Raw genomic sequence first — 19097 nt, 5'->3', positions numbered from 1 at the left:
TCAGGGGCACTTTCGTTTCCTAGGATGTGAGGACGTGTCGTTCTCCAGCAGTAGGGAGCCGGGGTACAGGCACGTGACTAGGGGGAAGACCCGACGTGCTGTTCCTCGCTGCAGCAATGCTCTCTGCCTCGGTGCATCTCGCCGGGGTGGCCGACGCTCCAAGCGTGTCCTCGGCGACCGCCGTGACGCTCGACCGCCCGGCGACCGGATCACCCGTCGGGGCGTCGCCGGACAGCGTCCCGGGAGTCGCACCGGTACAGGACGGTCGTGCCGTGCCCGAGCTCGACGGCTGCCGGGGGATCGAGGCGACCGCCTTCTCGGCCGAGGCCTGCCTCGACCAGCTGGCCCGCGCCTCCTCGGCCGGAGTCGAGCGCTTCGCCGACACCCTCGACGCCGACGGTGACGACGCGACGGCGCTGACGGCGGCGCTCGGCGAGCAGGTCGCGCCCGAGGTCACGGCCGCCTGGTGGTCCGGGCTGGACGACGGTCGGCAGGCGGTCCTCGCGCGCAGCGTGCCGGGCGTCGTCGGCAACCTCGAGGGCGTCCCGTACTCGGTGCGCGACACCGCCAACCGGCAGCTCCTGCGGTACGCGACGGTCGCCGTCTCGCAGCGGATCGGTTCGGACGACGAGGAGCCGGGTGACGCCCGTCGTCTGGCCATGCTCCAGCAGGTGCGGGCGACGCTCGACGGGGCGACGAACGACGTCCCCTTCGCCGGGGCGGCCGACCGACACCTCGTGGCGCTCGACACGGTCCTGCCCGGACGCGCGGCCGTCACCGTCGGCGACCTCGACACCGCCGACGACGTCAGCGTGCTCGTCCCCGGCATGCTGTTCACGGTGTCGGACCAGCTCGTCGACTGGACCAACACCGCCGGCGCCCTCCACGACGAGCAGGCCACCTGGGCGACGTTGCTGGGCCGCGGTGGCCCCGGCCCCGTGCCGACCGTCGCCGTCGTGGCCTGGATGGGCTACCAGACGCCCGACCTGACCAACTTCTACGACCTCGGCCTCGCTCGGCAGGGTGCGTCCCACCTCGTGGACGCGCTCGACGGGCTCGACGCGGCCCGGGCGGACGACGAGCCGCGGGTGTCGGTCATGGCGCACTCGTACGGCTCGACGACGGCGACGATCGCCCTGTCGTCCGGACGCGTGTCGGTCGACTCGCTGGTGCTGCTCGGATCGCCCGGCAGCGTCGTGTCCGACGCCGGGGAGCTCGCGGTCCGCGGTCACGACGTGTACGCCGCCGCCGGCAGCTTCGACCCCGTGGCCGGGAGCGGCTTCTTCGGGGCCGACCCGGCGACGGGCGCCTTCGGCGCCGTCGTGCTGCACCTGAGCGGTGGAGCCGATGCGGTGACGGGACACGCCCTGGCCTCCGCCCTCGGGCACAACGACTACTTCCGGGCCGGCACCGAGTCGATGCGCAGCCTGGCCCTCATCGGGCTCGGGCACGGCGCACTCGTCGACGGTCGCACCGGCCAACCGGGCGAGGGCGGTCCGGAGGCGCCCGCCCTCACGCTCGTGCGGCCGCAGGACGTCTACTTCCGCGACTGAGGGTCCGACGCCGCGACCCCCCACGACCCCGCGCGTCGGTGCCGCCCCGTAGAATCGTGCGGTACCGCCGCCGCGGTACCCCCGCACGACCACGTGAGAGAGAAGCATGTCCGAAATCACGCGCGAGCAGGTGCAGCACCTCGCCGGTCTCGCCCGCATCGCCCTCACCGAGGCCGAGATCGACACGATGACCGCCGAGCTCGGCCACATCGTCGACAGCGTCGCCAAGGTCCGAGAGGTCGCGACCGACGACGTCCCGGCGACCAGCCACCCGATCCCGCTCGAGAACGTGTTCCGGCCCGACGTCGTGGGCGAGACGCTCACGGCCGAGCAGGCCCTGTCCGGCGCCCCCGACCACGACGGCTCGCGCTTCCGGGTGAGCGCGATCCTGGGAGAAGAGCAGTAGCCATGACCGACACCACCTCGCTCGTCCACCTGTCCGCCGCCGAGCTGTCGACCCGCCTCGCCGCCGGCGACGTGTCGTCGGTCGACGTCACGCGCGCCCACCTCGACCGCATCGAGGCGGTCGACGGGGACGTCCACGCCTTCCTGCACGTCAGCACGGCCGCACTCGACACGGCGGCCGACGTCGACCGCCGCCGCGCCGCGGGCGAGGCCCTCGGCCCGCTCGCCGGCGTCCCGATCGCCATCAAGGACGTCCTCTGCACGATCGACATGCCGTCGACCTCCGGCAGCAAGATCCTCGAGGGTTGGGTGCCGCCGTACGACGCCACCGTCGTCGCCAAGCTGCGCGCGGCCGACCTCGTCCCTCTCGGCAAGACCAACATGGACGAGTTCGCGATGGGCTCGTCGACCGAGTTCTCGGCCTACGGACCGACGCACAACCCCTGGTCGCTCGACCGCATCCCCGGTGGCTCGGGTGGCGGCTCCGCGGCGGCCGTCGCCGCCTTCGAGGCGCCCCTCGCCCTCGGCAGCGACACCGGCGGGTCCATCCGCCAGCCCGGTGCCGTCACCGGCACCGTCGGGGTCAAGCCGACCTACGGGTCGGTCAGCCGCTACGGCGCGATCGCCCTGGCCAGCTCGCTCGACCAGGTCGGCCCGGTCAGCCGCACGGTGCTCGACAGCGCCATGCTGCACGACGTCATCACCGGGCACGACCCCCGCGACTCCACCTCGCTGCGCGACGTCTGGCCCTCGTTCACCGAGGCGGCCCGCACCGGTCTCGCTGGCGGTGCCCTGCGGGGCGTCCGCATCGGAGTCGTCCGCGAGCTGAACGGCGAGGGCTTCCAGGCCGGCGTCAAGGCCCGCTTCGCCGAGGCCCTCGAGCTCATGAGCGCGGCCGGTGCCGAGATCGTCGAGATCTCGGCCCCCAGCTTCGAGCACGCGATCAGCGCCTACTACCTGATCCTGCCGGCCGAGGCGTCGAGCAACCTCGCCAAGTTCGACTCGGTGCGCTTCGGCCTACGGGTCGTCCCCGAGGGAGGCGGCACCGTCGAGGACGTCATGGCCGCCACCCGCGAGGCCGGCTTCGGCCCCGAGGTGAAGCGCCGCATCATCCTCGGCACCTACGCGCTGAGCGCGGGCTACTACGACGCCTACTACGGCAGCGCGCAGAAGGTGCGCACCCTCGTGCAGCGCGACTTCGCGGCGGCGTTCGACCAGGTCGACGTCCTCGTCTCGCCGTCCGCGCCCACCACGGCGTTCCGGCTCGGCGAGAAGATCGACGATCCGCTGGCCATGTACCTCAACGACATCACGACGATCCCGGCCAACCTGGCCGGCATCCCCGGCATCACGGTGCCGATGGGCCTGGCCGCCGAGGACGGGCTGCCGACGGGGTTGCAGTTCATGGCCCCCGCGCGCGGCGACGCCCGCCTCTACACCTACGGTGCCGCCCTCGAGCAGCTGCTCGAGCAGGGCTGGGGCCACACGCTCATCTCGCGCGCGCCCGACCTGAGCGCGACCGAGCAGACCGCCGCCACCGAGGGAGTCATCTGATGGCCAAGGCAGACCTGATGGACTACGAGAAGGCCCTCGAGCAGTTCGAGGTCGTCCTCGGCTTCGAGGTCCACGTAGAGCTCGCGACCAAGACCAAGATGTTCTCGGACGCCCCGAACTTCTTCGGTGGCGAGCCCAACACCAACGTCACCCCGGTCGACCTGGGTCTGCCCGGGTCGCTGCCGGTGGTCAACGAGCAGGCCGTGCGCTACTCGATCAGCCTCGGCTTGGCCCTGGGCTGCTCGATCGCCGAGAGCTCGCGCTTCGCCCGCAAGAACTACTTCTACCCCGACAACCCCAAGAACTACCAGGTCAGCCAGTTCGACGAACCCATCGCGTTCGAGGGCGAGGTCGAGGTCGAGCTGCCGGACGGGACCGTCTTCGCGATCCCGATCGAGCGCGCCCACATGGAAGAGGACGCCGGCAAGCTGACGCACGTCGGCGGGTCGACCGGTCGCATCCAGGGCGCCGAGTACTCCCTCGTCGACTACAACCGCGCCGGCATCCCGCTCGTCGAGATCGTCACCAAGCCGATCATCGGGGCGGGCGCCAAGGGCCCCGAGCTGGGTGCGGCCTACGTGTCGACCATCCGTGACATCGTGCGGGCCCTCGGCGTCAGCGAGGCCCGCATGGAGCGCGGCAACCTGCGCTGCGACGCGAACGTCTCCCTGCGTCCGCACGGGCAGGAGAAGCTCGGCACCCGCACCGAGACCAAGAACGTCAACTCGTTCCGTTCGGTCGAGCGCGCGGTCCGCTACGAGATCCAGCGTCAGGCCGCGATCCTCGCCGCGGGCGGCACCATCACGCAAGAGACGCGCCACTGGCACGAAGACACCGGTCGCACCTCGGCGGGCCGCCCCAAGAGCGACGCCGACGACTACCGGTACTTCCCCGAGCCCGACCTGCTGCCCGTCGTCCCTCCTCGCGAGCTCGTCGAAGAACTGCGTCTGGCCCTCCCCGAGGCGCCGGTCGCCCAGCGTCGCCGGCTCAAGTCCGAGTGGGGGTTCGCCGACCTCGAGTTCCAGGACGTCGTGAACTCCGGCCTGCTCACCGAGCTCGTCGAGACCGTCGCCGCGGGTGCCTCACCCCAGGCCGCACGCAAGTGGTGGACCGGCGAGATCGCCCGCCTCGCCAACGCGCAGGGCGTCGAGGCCTCGAGCCTCGTGTCGCCCCTGCACGTCAGCGAACTCATCGCGCTCGTCGAGAGCGGCGAGCTGACCGACCGACTGGCCCGTCAGGTGCTCGAGGGCGTTGTCGCCGGCGAGGGCAGCCCGTCCGAGGTCGTCGAGGCCCGCGGGCTGAAGGTCGTCTCGGACGACGGCGCGCTCATCGCCGCCATCGACGAGGCCCTGGCCGGTCAGCCCGACGTGCTGGCGAAGATCCGCGACGGCAAGGTCCAGGCCGCCGGTGCCGTCATCGGCGCCGTCATGAAGGCCATGAAGGGGCAGGCGGACGCCGCGCGCGTCCGCGAGCTGGTGCTCGAGCGGGCGCAGGCCTGATCGACGTGACCACGGCCGCGGCAGGGAGCGGCGCACGATGAACCTCGTCGCGCGTCTGCGCCCCGCCGTGCCCGTGGCCGTCGCCCTCGTCGGCGTGCTCGTGACGCTCGCGGTGGCCTCGCGCGTCCTGCCCGGCCGGGTCGTGATGGTCCACCTCAGCGAGACGGGTGGATCGGCGTTCGCGGCGAGCCGTGACGACCTCGTCCTCCTCGGCGCCGTGCTCGTGGTCGGCATCGTCGTGACCTGGTCGGTGTCGGCTCTGTTCCTCGCGGTCACGCCCGCCCGCCACGTGCTCGTCCCGCACGCCGCCTTCTGGAAGAACCCGGCCAACCGGGCCGAGATGAGGCGCCGGTACCAGCGCTACCTCGCGGTGGCGACCAGCGCCTCCCTGTGGTTCGTCGCGGCGCTGTTCGTCCTGGCCCTCGTCTCGCAGGGTGGGCCCCTCGCGGCCTGGTGGCTGCCCGCGGCCGTGTCGGCCGCGTTCGTGCTCTTCGTCCTGGGTGGTCTGATCTGGGTGTTCACGGTCGGCTTCACGCCGACCCCGGCGGGCGTCGCGGTCCGCACGGCCGCATCGGACCGCGAGGCGCGGGTCGCGTCGTCACCGTCCTCCACCCGCGTCGCGCTCCCGAAGCCCGACGCGTCGGCGGCGCGTCCGCCGAAGGTGAGCCAGCGCCCGACCGAGGCGACTCCACGGAGCGGCACCGCGCCTCCTGCTCCGTCCCCCCGGCCGGGCCGCACGTCCGGGCGTCCCGAGACCGCACCCGCCGACGGCCCGCGAAAGGGCCCACCCCGCCCCTACCAACCCCGACCACGCTCCGGAGGCCCCCGTGGATGACGACCGGTACGGTGCCGACGTGCTCGCCGGCGACTGGAAGCGCTCGACGAAGCCGGCGCCGACGCCGACCGACGCGGTCCGCGACCTCGTGGTGGAAGAGGTCCGGTCGGGCTTCACGGGCGCGATCGTCCGCGTCGAGGCCGGCACCGTCGAGCTCGAGGACTGGAAGGGCCGGGTGCGGGCCTTCCCGATGTCGGGCTCGTTCTCGATCGACGGCGCCCCCGTGGCGCTGCGGGTGCCGCGGGCGGCGCCTCAGGGTCGGGCGCGCACGGCGTCCGGCTCGTTCGCCGTCGAGGGGGCCAAGGCCCGGGTCGCCCGTCAGAGTCGCATCTTCGTCGAGGGGCGGCACGACGCCGAGCTGGTCGAGAAGGTCTGGGGCTCCGACCTGCGGGTCGAGGGCGTCGTCGTCGAGTACCTCGAGGGCGTCGACCACCTGGCCGACGTGCTCCGCGACTTCCGGCCGGGGCCCGAGCGACGCGTCGGCGTGCTCGTCGACCACCTGGTGCCGGGCTCGAAAGAGAGCCGGGTCGCCGAGGGCATCGCCCGAAGTCCGCTCGGCCGCCACGTGTTGGTGGTCGGGCACCCGTTCGTCGACGTCTGGCAGGCCGTCAAGCCGGGGCGGCTCGGTGTCGAGGCCTGGCCGGTCGTGCCCCGATCGGTCGAGTGGAAGCACGGCGTGTGCGAGGCCATGGGCTGGCCGCACGAGGACCAGGCGGACATCGCGCGGGCCTGGCAGCACATCCTGTCGCGCGTGCGGAGCTATGCCGACCTCGAGCCGTCGGTGCTGGGCCGGGTCGAAGAACTCATCGACTTCGTCACGTCGGGCTGAGTCCCGGCGTCGACGCCAGGGACGCGGCCCGACTCGCGCACCGCCGTCGGCTCCGCCGGGCTGCTCGGACACCTCGATCCCCGGGAATCGCCCGGGCGTGTCGGCGTCCCGGCCGCTTTTCGCCCTAGATTCGAGGCATGGCCGAGCAGATCGAGGGACGTGTGAGCTCTGCCGTCGACGCCTGGCTGCGCTGGCTGCCCCGGTGGCACATCGGCACCGCCCGCGGTCGCACGCGACCGTGTCGGATGTGCCTCGGCTCGCCCGTCGCCACCGCCGCCGGATTCGATCACGACGTGCCGCACGCCGTCCAGCACGCGCTGCTGAACCGGATGCGGCAGATCGTCGACGACGACGTCGACGAGTACACGGCCCGCAACCTCCCGCTCGTCACGCGCGAGCTGCGACTGGCCGAGGCCCAGGAGGCGCGGGGCTACCGACCCGAGCAGGGTCTCGACCCCGAGTTCCAGGGTCTCGATCTCGACCCCGAACCCGAACCGGGCCAGCCGTTCCTCTTCACGCTCGCCGGGCTCGCGGGGATGCCGGCCGACGCCGGCATCGTCCCGCCCGACCCGACCGTCGTGGGCCGGTCCACCGGAGCCACCTCCACGACCGAGCCCGACGTCGCGGCCGCGTCGTTCGACCCCGACGACCTCGACGGCTGGCTGCTGCCGCCCGACTCGGCGACGCCGACCGACGCGCCCCTGCTCGACGATCCTCGTCCGGCCGCCGGATCGGAACACCGACCGGGTCCGGTCCCGCGACCCGAGCCCGAGTACTCGGACGAGGCCAAGGCCGCACTGCGACACGAGATCACCCTGGCGGGCGACCACGCCGAGTCCGTCGGCACGAGCCTGTGCCTGGCCCTGGTGCAGCACCGTCCGCGCATCGCCGAGGCCCTCGACCGCCTCGTGGCCCCCCAGGTCGACGAACTGCTGGCAGAGTTGTCGCGCGCACTCGAGCAGCCGCGGTCGCGCTGAACCCGAGCGACCCGGTCCGCGGCGCGTGCCGACGTCACGAGAGGACACCGAGATGACCCGCCCCAGCCCGACCTCGTCCCCGACGACCCGGCGGCGGGAGGTCGGCCCGGCCTGGTGGCCGATCGTCGTCGACCTCGTCGCGGTCCTGGCCTTCGTCGTCATCGGCCGTCGCAGCCACGCCGAAGGCCTTGACCTGCCCGGCCTGCTCGGCACGCTGTGGCCGTTCGTGGTCGGCTCGGTCGTCGGCTGGGCGAGCGTGACCGGCGTCCGCTGGCCGCTGTCGGCCGTCCGCTCGGGAGCGGTCGTCTGGGTCTCCACCGCCGTGATCGGCGTGCTGCTCCGTGTGGTGAGCGGTCAGGGTGTGCAGGTCAGCTTCGTCGTCGTGACCGTCGTCGTGCTCGGCGTGTTCGTCGTGGGGTGGCGAGCGGTCGCCGCACTCGTCCGCCGCTGACGCGGGGACGTCAGACGACGCAGCGACGTTCGACGACGCGGGCACGTCAGACGGCGCGGGCACGTCAGGCGACGCGGGCACGTCAGACGGCGCGGAGACGTCGGACGACGCGGGGACGTCAGACGACGCGGACCGAGCGCGCCTCGATGCCCACGTTGCCCCGGCCGTCGAGCGCGTAGACGTAGATCTTCCACACCCCGGGGCGGGACGGGGCCTGCACCGTCATGGTCCCCGGCCCCGTGGTGGTCGCCGGCAACGGCCGGAGGGACTCGTCCCCGTCGACGTACCGGCTCGTGGCGTAGACCCGGTAGGTCACGGGGTCGCCGTCGGGGTCGGTCACCGAGGTCGTCAGCGTGACGGGTGTGCCCGGGCGCACTCCCGAGGCCGGGGACAGCGTCATGGAGCGCACGACGGGCGACGTGTTGGTGGGCGCCTCCCCGCCGTAGGCGCGTTGGACCGCGAAGTACGACAGCCGACGGAGACCGTCGGTCCGGAGGTTCAACCAGACGCCGGGCTCGTCGTTCTCGAGGCCGTAGTTGAAGACGGTGGCCCCGAGGGCGACGCCGGGATGGGACAGGACGGCCTGCCACGCGGCGGTGTAGGCCCGGGCCTTGGCCTCGTCGCCGGGTTCGAGCGGGATGCCGTTCGCGTCGTCGGGGACCTCCCACGAGCCGGCCGGACCGGTCTCGGTCACCAGGTAGGGCTTGGTGTAACCGCCGGAGATCCACCCGTCCTCGAGGTACCCGACACCGCCGTACGAGTTGACCGAGTAGAAGTCGAGCGACGGAGCGTGCTCCTCGTAGTACGAGAGGGCGCCGATCCAGGCGTCGGTCGAGGTGACGGGGTGGCCCGGGTCGATCGAGTGGATCGTCCGGGCGACCTCGTCGACGAAGCGGGCGTAGGCGACCCGTTGGGTCTCGCCCTGCCCCAGCATCACCTCGTTGCCCACGTCCCAGGCCAGGAGGCTCGGCCGATCCCGGTAGGCGGCCACGGTCGAGCGGATGCTCGCCAGGGTGGCCGTCTTGTAGGCGGTGTCGCCGACGTAGTCGACGCCGTGGTCGAGCCACAGGCCGGCGACGACATGGAGACCGGACGCCGACGCGGCGTCGAAGAGGCGCCCCGAGCCCGTGTCGGTGCCCCAGGTGCGGACCGTGTTGGCGCCCATCGAGGCGATGTCGGGGAAGTGGGTGGCCGCCTCGGCGGCGGGGGCGCCGTAGGTGACCCCCTCGACCGTGAAGGGCCGCCCGTCGACCTCGAGGTGCCACGAGCCGGCACCACCGGCGAGTCGGACGCCCGGGGTGGCGGACGACGACCCGGTCCGGGACCCACGCACCGTCAGTTCGGACAGCGAGTACCCCGTGCCCGTAACCGAGACCGTCGCGAGCACCCGGACGTGCCTCCCCGTCCCGGCCACGTCGTACGTGTCCGTGCCGCCGTCACCCCGGGTCGTCGACGCCAGCGTGCGCCAGGTCTTGCCGGTCGACGAGATCTGGACCTCGTAGGCCGTCGCCGGGGCGTCACCCCACTGCAGCGAGACCTGCGACACATCGACCTGCGGTCCGATGCTGACCTGCAACCACTGCGAGCCCGCCCGCGCGCTCCTCCAACCCGTCCGCCCGTCGCCGTCCACCGCGGCCGCTGCCGGGGTGGACCGTGAGGCGACCGAGGAGGCCCCCGCACTGCGTCCCTGCGAGAGGACGGCGTCCGAGGCCCGCGCCGCGACGGGGGCCTGGGCCGTCACGAGGGCCGCGACCAGGCCGGCCGTCACCATCGTGGCGATCGCGAGTCGGCCCGCGCTCGCGCGCCTGGCACCCTGCATGACCGCCCCCTCCGTCGCCGTCGGGCCCACGGTACGGAACGGACCCGAACCGGGTCAACGCCTCGAAAGGGGGGAGGCGCGGGTCAGCCGCGTCGTTTGGCGCTGTTGTCGAGACTGGGCTCGTCGGTGAGGACGAGGCCGGACGAGCTGTTCGACGAGGCCGTCAGCTCGGTGAGCCAGTCACGGTTGATCGACGGCACCCGGCCGCCGGAGTACTTGAAGTAGAGCGGGATGCCGGCGTCCAGCCAGATGCTGCTGCGACCGTCACCGACCTTCTGCGTGTCGCGCCACGAGAAGAAGAACGACTCGCGGCGACGCAGCTTGGTGGCGATGACAATCTGGAGGTGTTCGAGCACGCGGTCCTCGAACTCGACCTCGATGCCCGAGGTTCCGTAGATGAGCGATCCCATTGGGGTCCTGTTTCGTGAGTGTGTCCGGCGTCGGAAACCAAGCCGACACAGGTCAATGTAGCAAGCGATGCGGTGTTCCCCGTCAGGCGCAGCCCACCCGGGCGTTGTGGGCGGACGCGCAGGCTGCCCCGCCATACTCGGGGCTGCCGATCCGTTGCGCCCCCGAGCGCCCGACCGACCACCTGGGACCCATGACCTCGACAGCCCTCGTCCTCCGCGCCTCCTCGTCCTCGAGCCAGGACGTCGTCGCCGACCTCGACGGCCTCGTCGGGTTCGCCGCCCGCGTCATCGACGCCCTCGGCGAGTGGGGCGTCGCCCTGCTGACCTTCGTCGAGACCGTGTTCCCGCCGATCCCCAGCGAGGTCATCCTGCCGCTGGCCGGGTTCCTGGCCGGCGCCGGGTCGATGAACATCGTGCTGTTGATCGCGCTGAGCACCCTCGGCGCCTACCTGGGCGCCCTGGTCCTCTACGGGCTCGGGGCCGGTCTCGGCCTCGACCGCAGCATCCGGTGGCTGGCCAAGCTGCCGCTGGTCGACCGCCACGACTTCGAGAAGGCGGCCGGTTGGTTCGAGCGCCACGGGCGGTCCGCGGTGTTCTTCGGCCGGTTCATCCCGGGCGTGCGCAGCCTCATCTCGCTTCCCGCCGGTGCCGAGCGCATGCCCCTGCTGGTCTTCTCGGTCTTCACGATCGTGGGCAGCGGCCTCTGGAACGGGCTGTTGATCGGGTTGGGCGCCGCCCTCGGCACCCAGTACGAGCTCATCGACCGGTACGCGAAGTACCTGGACTACGTCGTGTACGCCGCCATCGCGGGCGTCGTGGTGTTCCTCGTCGTCCGGTCGGTGCGCCGCCGTCGAGCCGGCGTCGACGACGCGTCGCGTGACGCCGTTGATCAGGACGTTCGCGGCTGACGTTCCGTCGCCGTCCAGGCGGCGGGCCGGGACAGTCCGTACCGTGGTGGGCAGACCGACGTCGCGCCCCGCGTGCGGCACCGAGCACACGATCCGACAGGACACCACCATGGGATTCCTCGACCGCCTCCTCGGCCGCGAGCCGCAGCAGGGCCAGCCGCAGCAGCCCTCCGCTCCGCAGGGCTACCGGTACGGGCAGCAGAGCTACGAGCAGCCCGCCGCCCCGCAGCAGGGGTACGGCCAGCAGGGGTACGACCAGCAGGGCTACGGCCAGCAGTCGCCGGTCCCGGCCTCGTCGGCCGGCACCGGACCGGCCCGCAGCGACGACGAGATCGCCGTCGAGCGGTACCGCTACCTGCTGAAGACCGCCCCGCCCGAGACCATCGAGCAGGTGCACGCCGAGGCGTTCGCGAAGCTCAGCCCCGAACAACGCCGTCTCGTCTTCGACCAGCTGACGGCCGAGTCGAGCCCCGGCGAGGCACCGCGCGGCGACGACGCCGGCTCGCTCGCCCAGGCCGCCACCCGGTCCGAGCTGCGACGACCCGGGACCCTCGAGCGCACCCTCGGCGGCGGCCCGGACGGACGGCAGCAGGTCGGGCCGAACGGCCAGCCCCTCCGTCAGGGCCCCGGCATGGGTTCGATCATCGGCGGGTCGATCCTGGGCACGGTGGCCGGTTACGTCATCGGGTCGACCTTGATGAGCGCGTTCCTGCCCGACGCCGGGGCGACGGCGGACGGAGGCGCGGGTGACGACGCCGGCGGCGACCAGGGCTCCGAGGGCGACGGCGGCGCGGACGGCGGTGCCGACGCCGGCACCGAGACGGCGAGCGACGGCGGCGGCGACTTCGGTGCCGACGGGGCCGGCGACTCCGGCGGGGGTTTCGGGGACTTCGGGGGAGGCGACTTCGGGGGAGGGGACTTCGGCGGAGGCTTCGACATCTGACACCTGGGCATCACCCCCGGGACGGACCTCCGGTCGCGGACTAGCGTCGGGGGTCCGTCCACGATCCGCCTATAGGCCCGAGGGAGCACCATGACCAGCACGAGAACCGCCGTCGTCACCGGAGGGTCCGCGGGACTCGGCCGGGCCACCGTCCGAGAGCTCGCCGCGCGCGGATGGGACGTCGCGATCCTCGCTCGGGGACAGGACGGCCTCGACGGGGCCGTCCGGGACGTCGAGGCCGCCGGTCGCCGCGCGCTGGGCATCTCGACCGACGTGGCCGATCGCGCCCAGGTCGAGTCGGCCGCCGATCGCGTCGAGGCCGAGCTCGGGCCGATCGACCTCTGGGTCAACGACGCCATGGTCGGTGTGTTCGGCGAGTTCCTCGAGACGGACCCCGACGACTTCGAGCGGGCCACGGCCGTCAACTACTTCGGCTTCGTCAACGGCACTCGTGCGGCCCTGTCACGCATGGTGCCCCGCGACCGCGGGCAGGTCATCCAGGTGGGATCGGCGCTCGCCCACCGAGGCATCCCGCTCCAGGCTTCGTACTGCGGCGCGAAGCACGCCGTGCAGGGCTTCACCGAGTCGGTGACGACCGAGTTGATCCACAACAAGAGCTCGGTGCGGATCAGCACGGTCGACATGCCGGCCCTCAACACCATCCAGTTCAACTGGGTGCGCTCGACCCTGCCCGAGCACCCCCAGCCCGTGCCGCCCATCTTCGAACCCGAGGTCGGGGCCCGGGCGATCGCCGACGTCGCCGACAAGCCGCGTCGCCGGACCTGGCTCGGCGAGCCCACCGTCATGACGGTGCTCGGCAACCGGTTCGTCGCGAACTTCCTCGACGTCTACCTCGCCAAGAGCGGGTACTCCGGCCAGCAGGCTCCCGACAAGAGCGAGCCCATGCTGCCCGACAACCTCTACGAGCCCACGGCCGGTGACCACGGGGCTCGTGGCATCTTCAGCGACCGCGCGCGCACCACGAGTCCGCAGGTCTGGTACACCCGCAACCGCGCCCTGACCGTGGGGGCCGTGGTGGGGGCGTCCGCGGCCGCCACCGCCGCCGTGGTGGGTCGGGTGACCCGCGGGCGTCGGGCATGAGCGCCGCGCCCGAGGTGGACGCGGTCGTCGTCGGTGCGGGGCCCAACGGTCTCGCGGCGGCCGTGGTGCTCGCTCGGGTCGGTCTCCGCGTCGAGGTCGTCGAACGGGCCGACACGATCGGTGGGGGAGCGCGCACGCAGGAGGCGACCCTGCCGGGCTTCCGCCACGACATCTGTTCGGCCGTGCACCCCATGGCCCTCGCCTCGGGGTTCTTCCAGCGGTTTCAACTCGACCGCCGGATCGAGCTGACGGTCCCCGACATCTCGTACGCCCACCCGCTCGACGGCGGACGTGCCGGCATCGCCTACCGTGACCTCGACCGGACGGCGGACGGGCTCGGTGCCGACGGGGCCGCCTGGGCGCGCCTCCTCCGGGGTCTGGTCGAGACCGAGCCCCGCATGGCGAAGTTCACGATGCGCGAGCTCGTCCGGGTGCCGGACGACCCGGTGACCCTCGCGCGCTTCGGTCTGGCCGCCCTGTCACAGAGCGGCCCCTGGTGGAACGCCGGGTTCTCGGGTGACGAGGCCCCCGCCATGCTCGCCGGGGTGATGGCCCACGCGATCCGCCCGATGCCGAGCCTGTCGACCTCGGCCGCCGGGCTCGTCCTGGCCGTCCACGCGCACGCCCGGGGCTGGCCGGTGCCGACCGGTGGCAGCCAGTCGATCGTCGACGCCATGGCCGACGACGTCCTGGCCCACGGAGGCACCATCACGACGGGCGTGGACGTCACGTCGATCGACGAGCTGCCGAGGGCGAAGGCCACGATCTTCGACACGAGCGCCCGTGCCCTGGCCGACATCGCGGGCAGTCGTCTGCCCGACCGGTACGAGCGCGCCCTGCGGCGCTTCCGGTACGGGAACGCGGCGGCCAAGGTCGACTTCGCGCTGTCGGGGCCGGTGCCCTGGGCGAACGACGAGGCCCGGCGCAGCCCCACGCTGCACCTCGGGGGGACGCGGGCCGAGATCGCCTCGGGAGAGCACGACGTCGCCTCGGGTCGACACGCCCGCACGCCGTACGTCCTGGTGGCCCAGGCGGGCGTGGTCGACGGCACGCGCGCCCCCGACGGTCAGCAGGCCCTGTGGGCGTACACGCACGTGCCGCGCGGGTCCACGGTCGACCAGACCGAGACCGTCATCGCCGGCATCGAGCGCTTCGCGCCGGGGTTCCGCGACACGATCCTGGCCACGAACAGCCGGACGGCGGTCGACCTCGAAGCGCACGACCCCAACTACATCGGCGGCGACATCGCCGCCGGGGCCCCGAGCGTCTGGCAGCTGGCGGCACGGCCGACGCTGTCGACCGAACCGTGGCGCACGCCGACGCCGGGCCTCTACCTGTGCTCGTCCTCGACCCCGCCGGGCCCCTCGGTGCACGGGCTGGGTGGCGCCTACGCCGCGCGCAGCGCCCTGAAGCACGAGTTCGGCATCGACCGGCTGCCGTACCTCGGAGTCGACTCCTGATCGCGTCGACTCCCGACGGGGGAGGCGCCCGACGCCCGATCTGATCCACGGCGGCAGGGGCGCGTCAACGGGGTGCGCGGCGCGCGGGGACCGTGCCAGGATCGACGGATGAGCACCACGCACCGCTTCATCGAGGCCTCACCCCACGACGTCTTCGACGTGCTGAGCGACGGGTGGCTCTTCACGAGCTGGGTCGTCGGGTCGGCGCGCATCCGCGAGGTCGAACTGACCTGGCCGAGCGTCGAGGCCAGGGTCCACCACTCGTTCGGGGTCTGGCCGTTGGTCATCGACGACGTGACGACCATCCTCGAGTGGGACCCTCCGGTCCGGGCCGTGTTCCACGCCAGGGGCTGGCCGATGGGCGAGGCCCGGGTCGAGATCGACGTGCGCAACCGCATGGGCGGCTGCTTCGTCACGATGACCGAGTACGCCGTCGCGGGCCCCGGTCGGCTGGTGCCGAAGGCCCTGATGGACCCGCCGCTGCACTGGCGCAACAGAGAAGCGCTGCAGCGACTGGCCTGGTTGGCCGAGGGTCGCATGACGGATCGCGTCTCGCCCAGCTGAGCCGCGCCTCCTGAGCCGCGGCCGCGGGTGGACCGACCCGCACCTGCCGACCGTCGTCCGGTCGAGGAGGCGCGGGTCCGGTCTCAGCGCTCGGCCAGGGAGTCGCGTACCTTGCGGCGCAACACCTTGCCGATGAGCGACCGGGGGAGGTCGTCGACGACGACGATGCGCCGCGGCACCTTGTACGGCGTGAGGTGCTTGCGCGCGAACGAGCGCAGGGCCGCGACGTCGACGTGGGCGCCCGGCTTCACGACGATCGCGGCGGCCACCTGTTCGCCGCCGGGGGTGGGCAGACCCACGACCGCTGCTTCGGCGACGCCCTCGAACCGGGTCAGGACCTCTTCGACCTCGGACGGCGAGACGTTGAAGCCGCCGGTGATGATGAGCTCCTTGATGCGGTCGACGATGCGGACGAACCCGTCGTCGTCGATGGTGACGATGTCGCCGGTGCGGAACCAGTCGCCGTCGACGAAGACCTCGCCCGATTCTTTCGGCTTGCGGTAGTACCCGCTGAAGACCTGCGGGCCACGGACGATCAGCTCGCCGCGTTCTCCGGCCGCCACGTCGACCGTGGGGTTCTCGGGGTCGACGACGCGCACCTCGGTGCCCGGCAGGGGCAGACCGACCGTGCCCGCGCGGCGCGTCGGACCGACGGGGTTGGCCATGAGGACGGGCGAGCACTCGGAGAGCCCGTAGCCCTCGACCAACCAGCCGCCGGACTCGGCCTCCCACGGCTCGACGACGTCGGCCGAGAGCGGCATGGCCCCCGAGATCGCGACGTCGACGCCCTTCAGCGAGACGCCGGCGTCGTCGGCGGCCTTCTGCAGACGGGCGTAGATCGGGGGGACCGCGGGCAGGAAGGTCGGCGGGTGCTTCTTCATGACCTTGAGCACCAGCGCCGGGTCGAAGGCCGGGAAGAGCACGAGTCGGGCGCCCATGCTCATCGCGAAGGTGAGGCAGAGCGTCAGGCCGTACGCGTGGAACATCGGCAGCACCGCGTAGACGACGCAGGTGCCGCGCTCGATCGTCGGCACCCAGGCCTGGGCCTGCGCGGCGTTCGACAGGAGGTTGTGGTGCGTCAGCTGGGCACCCTTGGGCGCGCCCGTGGTGCCGCTCGTGTACTGGATGACCGCCAGGTCGTCGGTGGCCGGTCGCGGGTGCCTCGCCTTGATGCGGGACGAGCCGACGACTTTCTCCCACGGCGTGGTGCCCGTCACGGTCGTCGTGAGGCGCTCACGGGACTGGCGGGCCTTCTTGATCGGCAGGGCCAGGGCCGCCCGCGTGGTGAACGGCATCGCCCGGGTGACGTCGACCGAGACGAGGTGATCGACGGCCACGTCGTCGGGGAAGGCCTGGATGGTCTCGACCACCTTGTTCCAGGCGATGGCCACCTTGGCGCCGTGGTCCTCGAACTGGTGACGCAGCTCGCGCGGCGTGTAGAGCGGGTTGTGCTCGACGACGATCGCGCCGAGGCGCAGCACCGCGTAGAACGCGACGACGTGCTGCGGACCGTTCGGCAACACGATCGCGACGGTGTCGCCGTGGCCGACCCCGAGCTTGCGCAGCCCCTCGGCCGCCCGCGCGATCTGGTCGACGAGCTCGGAATAGGTGGTCGTCGCCCCGAAGAACTCGAGCGCCACCGCCCTGGGGTACCGCGCCGCGGAGGCCTCGACCAGGTCGAGCAGCGAGCCGTCGACCGGTTCGAGGTCGTGCGGCACGCCGGGTGCGTAGGAGTCGAGCCAGGGACGAGCGCTGTCGGTGGTCACCGGGCCACTCTATCGACCGCCGGGCGTACCCCGTGGGCTCGGTGCCGGCTGGCAACCTGACCGCGGACGAGGAGGCGCGGCGCAGCATGGTCCTCGACATCACGAAGAGAGGAACGACACATCGTGAGCAAGGTCTGGTTCATCACCGGTGCATCCAAGGGCTTCGGCCGCGAATGGGCCGAGGCGGCCCTCGAACGCGGCGACAGGGTCGCGGGCACCGCACGGAAGATCGACGACGTCACGCCCCTCGTGGACGCGTACGGCGACTCCTTCCTGCCCCTCCAGCTCGACGTCAACGACCGTGCGGCCGACGTCGCCGCGGTGCAGAAGGCCGCCGAGCACTTCGGACGGCTGGACGTCGTCGTGAACAACGCCGGCTTCGGCCACTTCGGCATGATCGAGGAGATCACCGAGGACGAGGCCCGTGCCCAGCTCGAGACGAACCTCTTCGGCGCCCTCTGGGTGTCACAGGCGGCGCTCCCGATCATGCGCGAGCAGGGCTCGGGTCACATCGTCCAGGTGTCGAGCATCGGCGGCATCAGCGCCTTCCCGACGGTCGGCATCTACCACGCCTCGAAATGGGGGCTCGAGGGCTTCAGCCAGTCGCTGGCCCAGGAGGTCGCGGGCTTCGGCATCAAGGTGACCCTCGTCGAGCCCGGCGGCTACTCGACCGACTGGTCGGGCCCCTCCGCCTCGCGCAGCGACGAACTCGAGGCCTACGCCGACGTCCGTGAGGCCGCGTCGAAGCGTCCCTCGGCCGCCGACCCCGGCGACCCCACGGCCACCCGTTCCGCGATCCTCACGGTCGTCGACGCCGACGAGCCGCCGCTGCGCGTCTTCTTCGGCAAGGCGCCGCTCGAGATCGCCACGAAGGACTACGAGTCGCGTCTGGCGACCTGGAACGAGTGGCAGCCCGTCTCGATCGAGGCTCACGGGAACTGAGACCCACCCCGAGTCGCACGCCGCGCCTCCTGCCCCTCCCCGGGACGCAGGAGGCGCGGCGTGCGTCCGCTGCGAGCGTCCAGCCACCGCGGCGCATGATCGAGGCATGCCCGCACTGACCGAACCCCTCCGCGCCCGCCTGCAGTACACCTTCAACGGGCAGTACACGGGCACGCCCGAGTGGGTCACCGACCTCGAGAAGGGCGACGACGAGGGGTTCTTCCTGCCGGGCTCGGCGGTGTGGGCCGTGCACGGCGCCATGTCGACCATCCCCGCCGGCGTGCGGGCACTGCTCGTCCAGGCGCTGCACCCGGGGGCGCTCGCCGGCGTCCACGACCACTCGCGTTTCCGCGAGGACCCGCTCGGCCGTCTCGCCGGCACCATCCGCTGGATCTACACCGTCTCGTACGGCAGCCGCGAGGCCGCCACCCACGCGTCGAACTGGGTGTCACGCCTGCACACGAAGGTCGTCGGCACGTACGACGACCGGAACGGCGTGACCCACGACTACGCCGCCAACGACCCGGAGCTGCTCAGCTGGGTGCACATGGCCTTCGCCGACTCGTTCCTCGCCGCCTACCTCGAGTGGGGCCGAGAGCCGATCCCCGGGGGGCCCGACGCCTACGTCCGCGAGTGGGCGACGGCCGGCGAGCTGATGGGCGTGCCGAACCCGCCGCGCAGCGTCGCCGAGATGCAGTCACAGCTCATGGACTTCGACCGCCGGGGCGTGCTCGAGCGCACCGCGCGCACCGACGACGTCGTCAAATTCATCAAGCGACCGCCGCTCTTCCCCGCTCTCAAGGTCGGTTATCCCGTGCTCTTCAACGGCGCGGTGGGCACGCTGCAGCCGCGCTTCCGCGAGTTGCTCGGGCTGCGCGCGCCGCACGTCGGCCCGATCGGCATCCCGACCCGGGCGCCGGCGCAGGCCATGCTCGCGGGCGTCGGGGGAGTCCTCGGCAAGCGACCCGTCGCCGAGGAGCACGCCCTCGCCCGGCTCGACCGCATCGGGTGGACGGCCGCCTGACGGACGACCCGGGGCAGCGGGACCGTGGCCCCACGGCCCCCTGACCGGGGAGGGCGG

General features: G+C 72.5%; 18 protein-coding genes. 15 read left to right on the top strand and 3 right to left on the bottom strand.

Annotation, left to right across the window (positions count from 1 at the left end):
- Positions 1 to 164: 164 nt before the first annotated feature.
- From EDF21_RS11975 to EDF21_RS11940, 8 genes are all read left to right on the top strand, one after another.
- A complete protein-coding gene (locus EDF21_RS11975) occupies positions 165 to 1553 on the top strand; it encodes an alpha/beta hydrolase (RefSeq protein WP_123571525.1) in 1389 nt (462 codons plus the stop codon).
- Between the two features lie 106 nt (positions 1554 to 1659).
- Complete coding sequence (gene gatC / locus EDF21_RS11970; protein WP_043594160.1) at positions 1660 to 1959, top strand: Asp-tRNA(Asn)/Glu-tRNA(Gln) amidotransferase subunit GatC; 300 nt, start codon at positions 1660 to 1662, stop codon at positions 1957 to 1959.
- Between the two features lie 2 nt (positions 1960 to 1961).
- Complete coding sequence (gene gatA / locus EDF21_RS11965) at positions 1962 to 3512, top strand: Asp-tRNA(Asn)/Glu-tRNA(Gln) amidotransferase subunit GatA (RefSeq protein ID WP_123571524.1); 1551 nt, start codon at positions 1962 to 1964, stop codon at positions 3510 to 3512.
- Positions 3512 to 5011 carry an Asp-tRNA(Asn)/Glu-tRNA(Gln) amidotransferase subunit GatB gene (gene gatB, locus EDF21_RS11960; protein ID WP_056048565.1) on the top strand — a complete coding sequence of 500 codons (1500 nt, stop codon included), beginning with the start codon at positions 3512 to 3514 and terminating at the stop codon, positions 5009 to 5011. The genes gatA and gatB overlap by 1 nt, the downstream gene beginning before the upstream one ends.
- 37 nt (positions 5012 to 5048) lie before the next feature.
- A complete protein-coding gene (locus tag EDF21_RS11955) occupies positions 5049 to 5846 on the top strand; it encodes a hypothetical protein (RefSeq protein WP_123571523.1) in 798 nt (265 codons plus the stop codon).
- A complete protein-coding gene (locus EDF21_RS11950) occupies positions 5839 to 6675 on the top strand; it encodes a DUF3097 domain-containing protein (protein ID WP_192122713.1) in 837 nt (278 codons plus the stop codon). The genes EDF21_RS11955 and EDF21_RS11950 overlap by 8 nt, the downstream gene beginning before the upstream one ends.
- 137 nt (positions 6676 to 6812) lie before the next feature.
- A complete protein-coding gene (locus EDF21_RS11945; RefSeq protein ID WP_123571522.1) occupies positions 6813 to 7652 on the top strand; it encodes a spermidine/putrescine ABC transporter substrate-binding protein in 840 nt (279 codons plus the stop codon).
- A gap of 52 nt (positions 7653 to 7704) precedes the next feature.
- Positions 7705 to 8103 carry a DUF3054 domain-containing protein gene (locus EDF21_RS11940; protein ID WP_082460565.1) on the top strand — a complete coding sequence of 133 codons (399 nt, stop codon included), beginning with the start codon at positions 7705 to 7707 and terminating at the stop codon, positions 8101 to 8103.
- A 118-nt stretch (positions 8104 to 8221) separates the two neighbouring features.
- Here the strand turns inward: EDF21_RS11940 and EDF21_RS11935 are convergent, their stop codons facing one another.
- Both EDF21_RS11935 and EDF21_RS11930 read right to left on the bottom strand, forming a co-directional pair.
- Complete coding sequence (locus EDF21_RS11935; protein WP_148053703.1) at positions 8222 to 9922, bottom strand: discoidin domain-containing protein; 1701 nt, start codon at positions 9920 to 9922, stop codon at positions 8222 to 8224.
- 83 nt (positions 9923 to 10005) lie between these two features.
- Complete coding sequence (locus EDF21_RS11930) at positions 10006 to 10332, bottom strand: hypothetical protein (protein WP_056048554.1); 327 nt, start codon at positions 10330 to 10332, stop codon at positions 10006 to 10008.
- Positions 10333 to 10523: 191 nt separating this feature from the next.
- Between EDF21_RS11930 and EDF21_RS11925 the strand changes: the two genes are divergently transcribed.
- From EDF21_RS11925 to EDF21_RS11905, 5 genes are all read left to right on the top strand, one after another.
- Positions 10524 to 11240: a DedA family protein gene (locus EDF21_RS11925; protein WP_123571520.1), complete on the top strand. Its 717-nt coding sequence runs from the start codon at positions 10524 to 10526 to the stop codon at positions 11238 to 11240.
- A gap of 109 nt (positions 11241 to 11349) precedes the next feature.
- The gene (locus EDF21_RS11920) at positions 11350 to 12183 is read left to right on the top strand and encodes a hypothetical protein (RefSeq protein ID WP_123571519.1); all 834 of its coding nucleotides are present in this window, start codon (positions 11350 to 11352) and stop codon (positions 12181 to 12183) included.
- A gap of 90 nt (positions 12184 to 12273) precedes the next feature.
- Positions 12274 to 13284: an SDR family oxidoreductase gene (locus EDF21_RS11915; protein ID WP_043594173.1), complete on the top strand. Its 1011-nt coding sequence runs from the start codon at positions 12274 to 12276 to the stop codon at positions 13282 to 13284.
- Positions 13281 to 14744, top strand: a complete 1464-nt coding sequence (locus tag EDF21_RS11910) for an NAD(P)/FAD-dependent oxidoreductase (protein ID WP_123571518.1) — start codon at positions 13281 to 13283, stop codon at positions 14742 to 14744. Before EDF21_RS11915 ends, EDF21_RS11910 begins: the two co-directional genes overlap by 4 nt.
- A 108-nt stretch (positions 14745 to 14852) precedes the next feature.
- Complete coding sequence (locus EDF21_RS11905; protein WP_056048541.1) at positions 14853 to 15308, top strand: SRPBCC family protein; 456 nt, start codon at positions 14853 to 14855, stop codon at positions 15306 to 15308.
- Between the two features lie 83 nt (positions 15309 to 15391).
- Here the strand turns inward: EDF21_RS11905 and EDF21_RS11900 are convergent, their stop codons facing one another.
- The gene (locus EDF21_RS11900) at positions 15392 to 17074 is read right to left on the bottom strand and encodes a long-chain-fatty-acid--CoA ligase (RefSeq protein WP_123571517.1); all 1683 of its coding nucleotides are present in this window, start codon (positions 17072 to 17074) and stop codon (positions 15392 to 15394) included.
- Positions 17075 to 17197: 123 nt separating this feature from the next.
- Here EDF21_RS11900 and EDF21_RS11895 point away from each other — a divergent pair, with 123 nt between their 5' ends.
- Entirely contained in the window at positions 17198 to 18016 is an 819-nt protein-coding gene (locus tag EDF21_RS11895) for an SDR family oxidoreductase (RefSeq protein WP_233568482.1), read from the top strand.
- A gap of 106 nt (positions 18017 to 18122) precedes the next feature.
- Positions 18123 to 19040 carry an oxygenase MpaB family protein gene (locus EDF21_RS11890; protein ID WP_056048531.1) on the top strand — a complete coding sequence of 306 codons (918 nt, stop codon included), beginning with the start codon at positions 18123 to 18125 and terminating at the stop codon, positions 19038 to 19040.
- The last annotated feature ends 57 nt before the right edge of the window (positions 19041 to 19097 follow it).

The organism is Frigoribacterium sp. PhB118, assembly GCF_003751725.1.
Taxonomy (GTDB): domain Bacteria; phylum Actinomycetota; class Actinomycetes; order Actinomycetales; family Microbacteriaceae; genus Frigoribacterium.
Note: the sequence above shows the minus strand (reverse complement) of the source record. Positions and strands in the feature narration are given on the sequence as shown.

Bases quoted from the DNA above. Each gene is read 5' to 3' on its own strand.
- gatA (WP_123571524.1), top strand. From the start codon at position 1,962: ATGACCGACACCACCTCGCTCGTCCACCTGTCCGCCGCCGAGCTGTCG.
- EDF21_RS11955 (WP_123571523.1), top strand. From the start codon at position 5,049: ATGAACCTCGTCGCGCGTCTGCGCCCCGCCGTGCCCGTGGCCGTCGCC.
- EDF21_RS11935 (WP_148053703.1), bottom strand. From the start codon at position 9,922: ATGCAGGGTGCCAGGCGCGCGAGCGCGGGCCGACTCGCGATCGCCACG.
- gatC (WP_043594160.1), top strand. From the start codon at position 1,660: ATGTCCGAAATCACGCGCGAGCAGGTGCAGCACCTCGCCGGTCTCGCC.
- EDF21_RS11915 (WP_043594173.1), top strand. From the start codon at position 12,274: ATGACCAGCACGAGAACCGCCGTCGTCACCGGAGGGTCCGCGGGACTC.
- gatB (WP_056048565.1), top strand. From the start codon at position 3,512: ATGGCCAAGGCAGACCTGATGGACTACGAGAAGGCCCTCGAGCAGTTC.
- EDF21_RS11925 (WP_123571520.1), top strand. From the start codon at position 10,524: ATGACCTCGACAGCCCTCGTCCTCCGCGCCTCCTCGTCCTCGAGCCAG.
- EDF21_RS11910 (WP_123571518.1), top strand. From the start codon at position 13,281: ATGAGCGCCGCGCCCGAGGTGGACGCGGTCGTCGTCGGTGCGGGGCCC.
- EDF21_RS11920 (WP_123571519.1), top strand. From the start codon at position 11,350: ATGGGATTCCTCGACCGCCTCCTCGGCCGCGAGCCGCAGCAGGGCCAG.
- EDF21_RS11930 (WP_056048554.1), bottom strand. From the start codon at position 10,332: ATGGGATCGCTCATCTACGGAACCTCGGGCATCGAGGTCGAGTTCGAG.
- EDF21_RS11945 (WP_123571522.1), top strand. From the start codon at position 6,813: ATGGCCGAGCAGATCGAGGGACGTGTGAGCTCTGCCGTCGACGCCTGG.
- EDF21_RS11905 (WP_056048541.1), top strand. From the start codon at position 14,853: ATGAGCACCACGCACCGCTTCATCGAGGCCTCACCCCACGACGTCTTC.
- EDF21_RS11940 (WP_082460565.1), top strand. From the start codon at position 7,705: ATGACCCGCCCCAGCCCGACCTCGTCCCCGACGACCCGGCGGCGGGAG.
- EDF21_RS11890 (WP_056048531.1), top strand. From the start codon at position 18,123: ATGCCCGCACTGACCGAACCCCTCCGCGCCCGCCTGCAGTACACCTTC.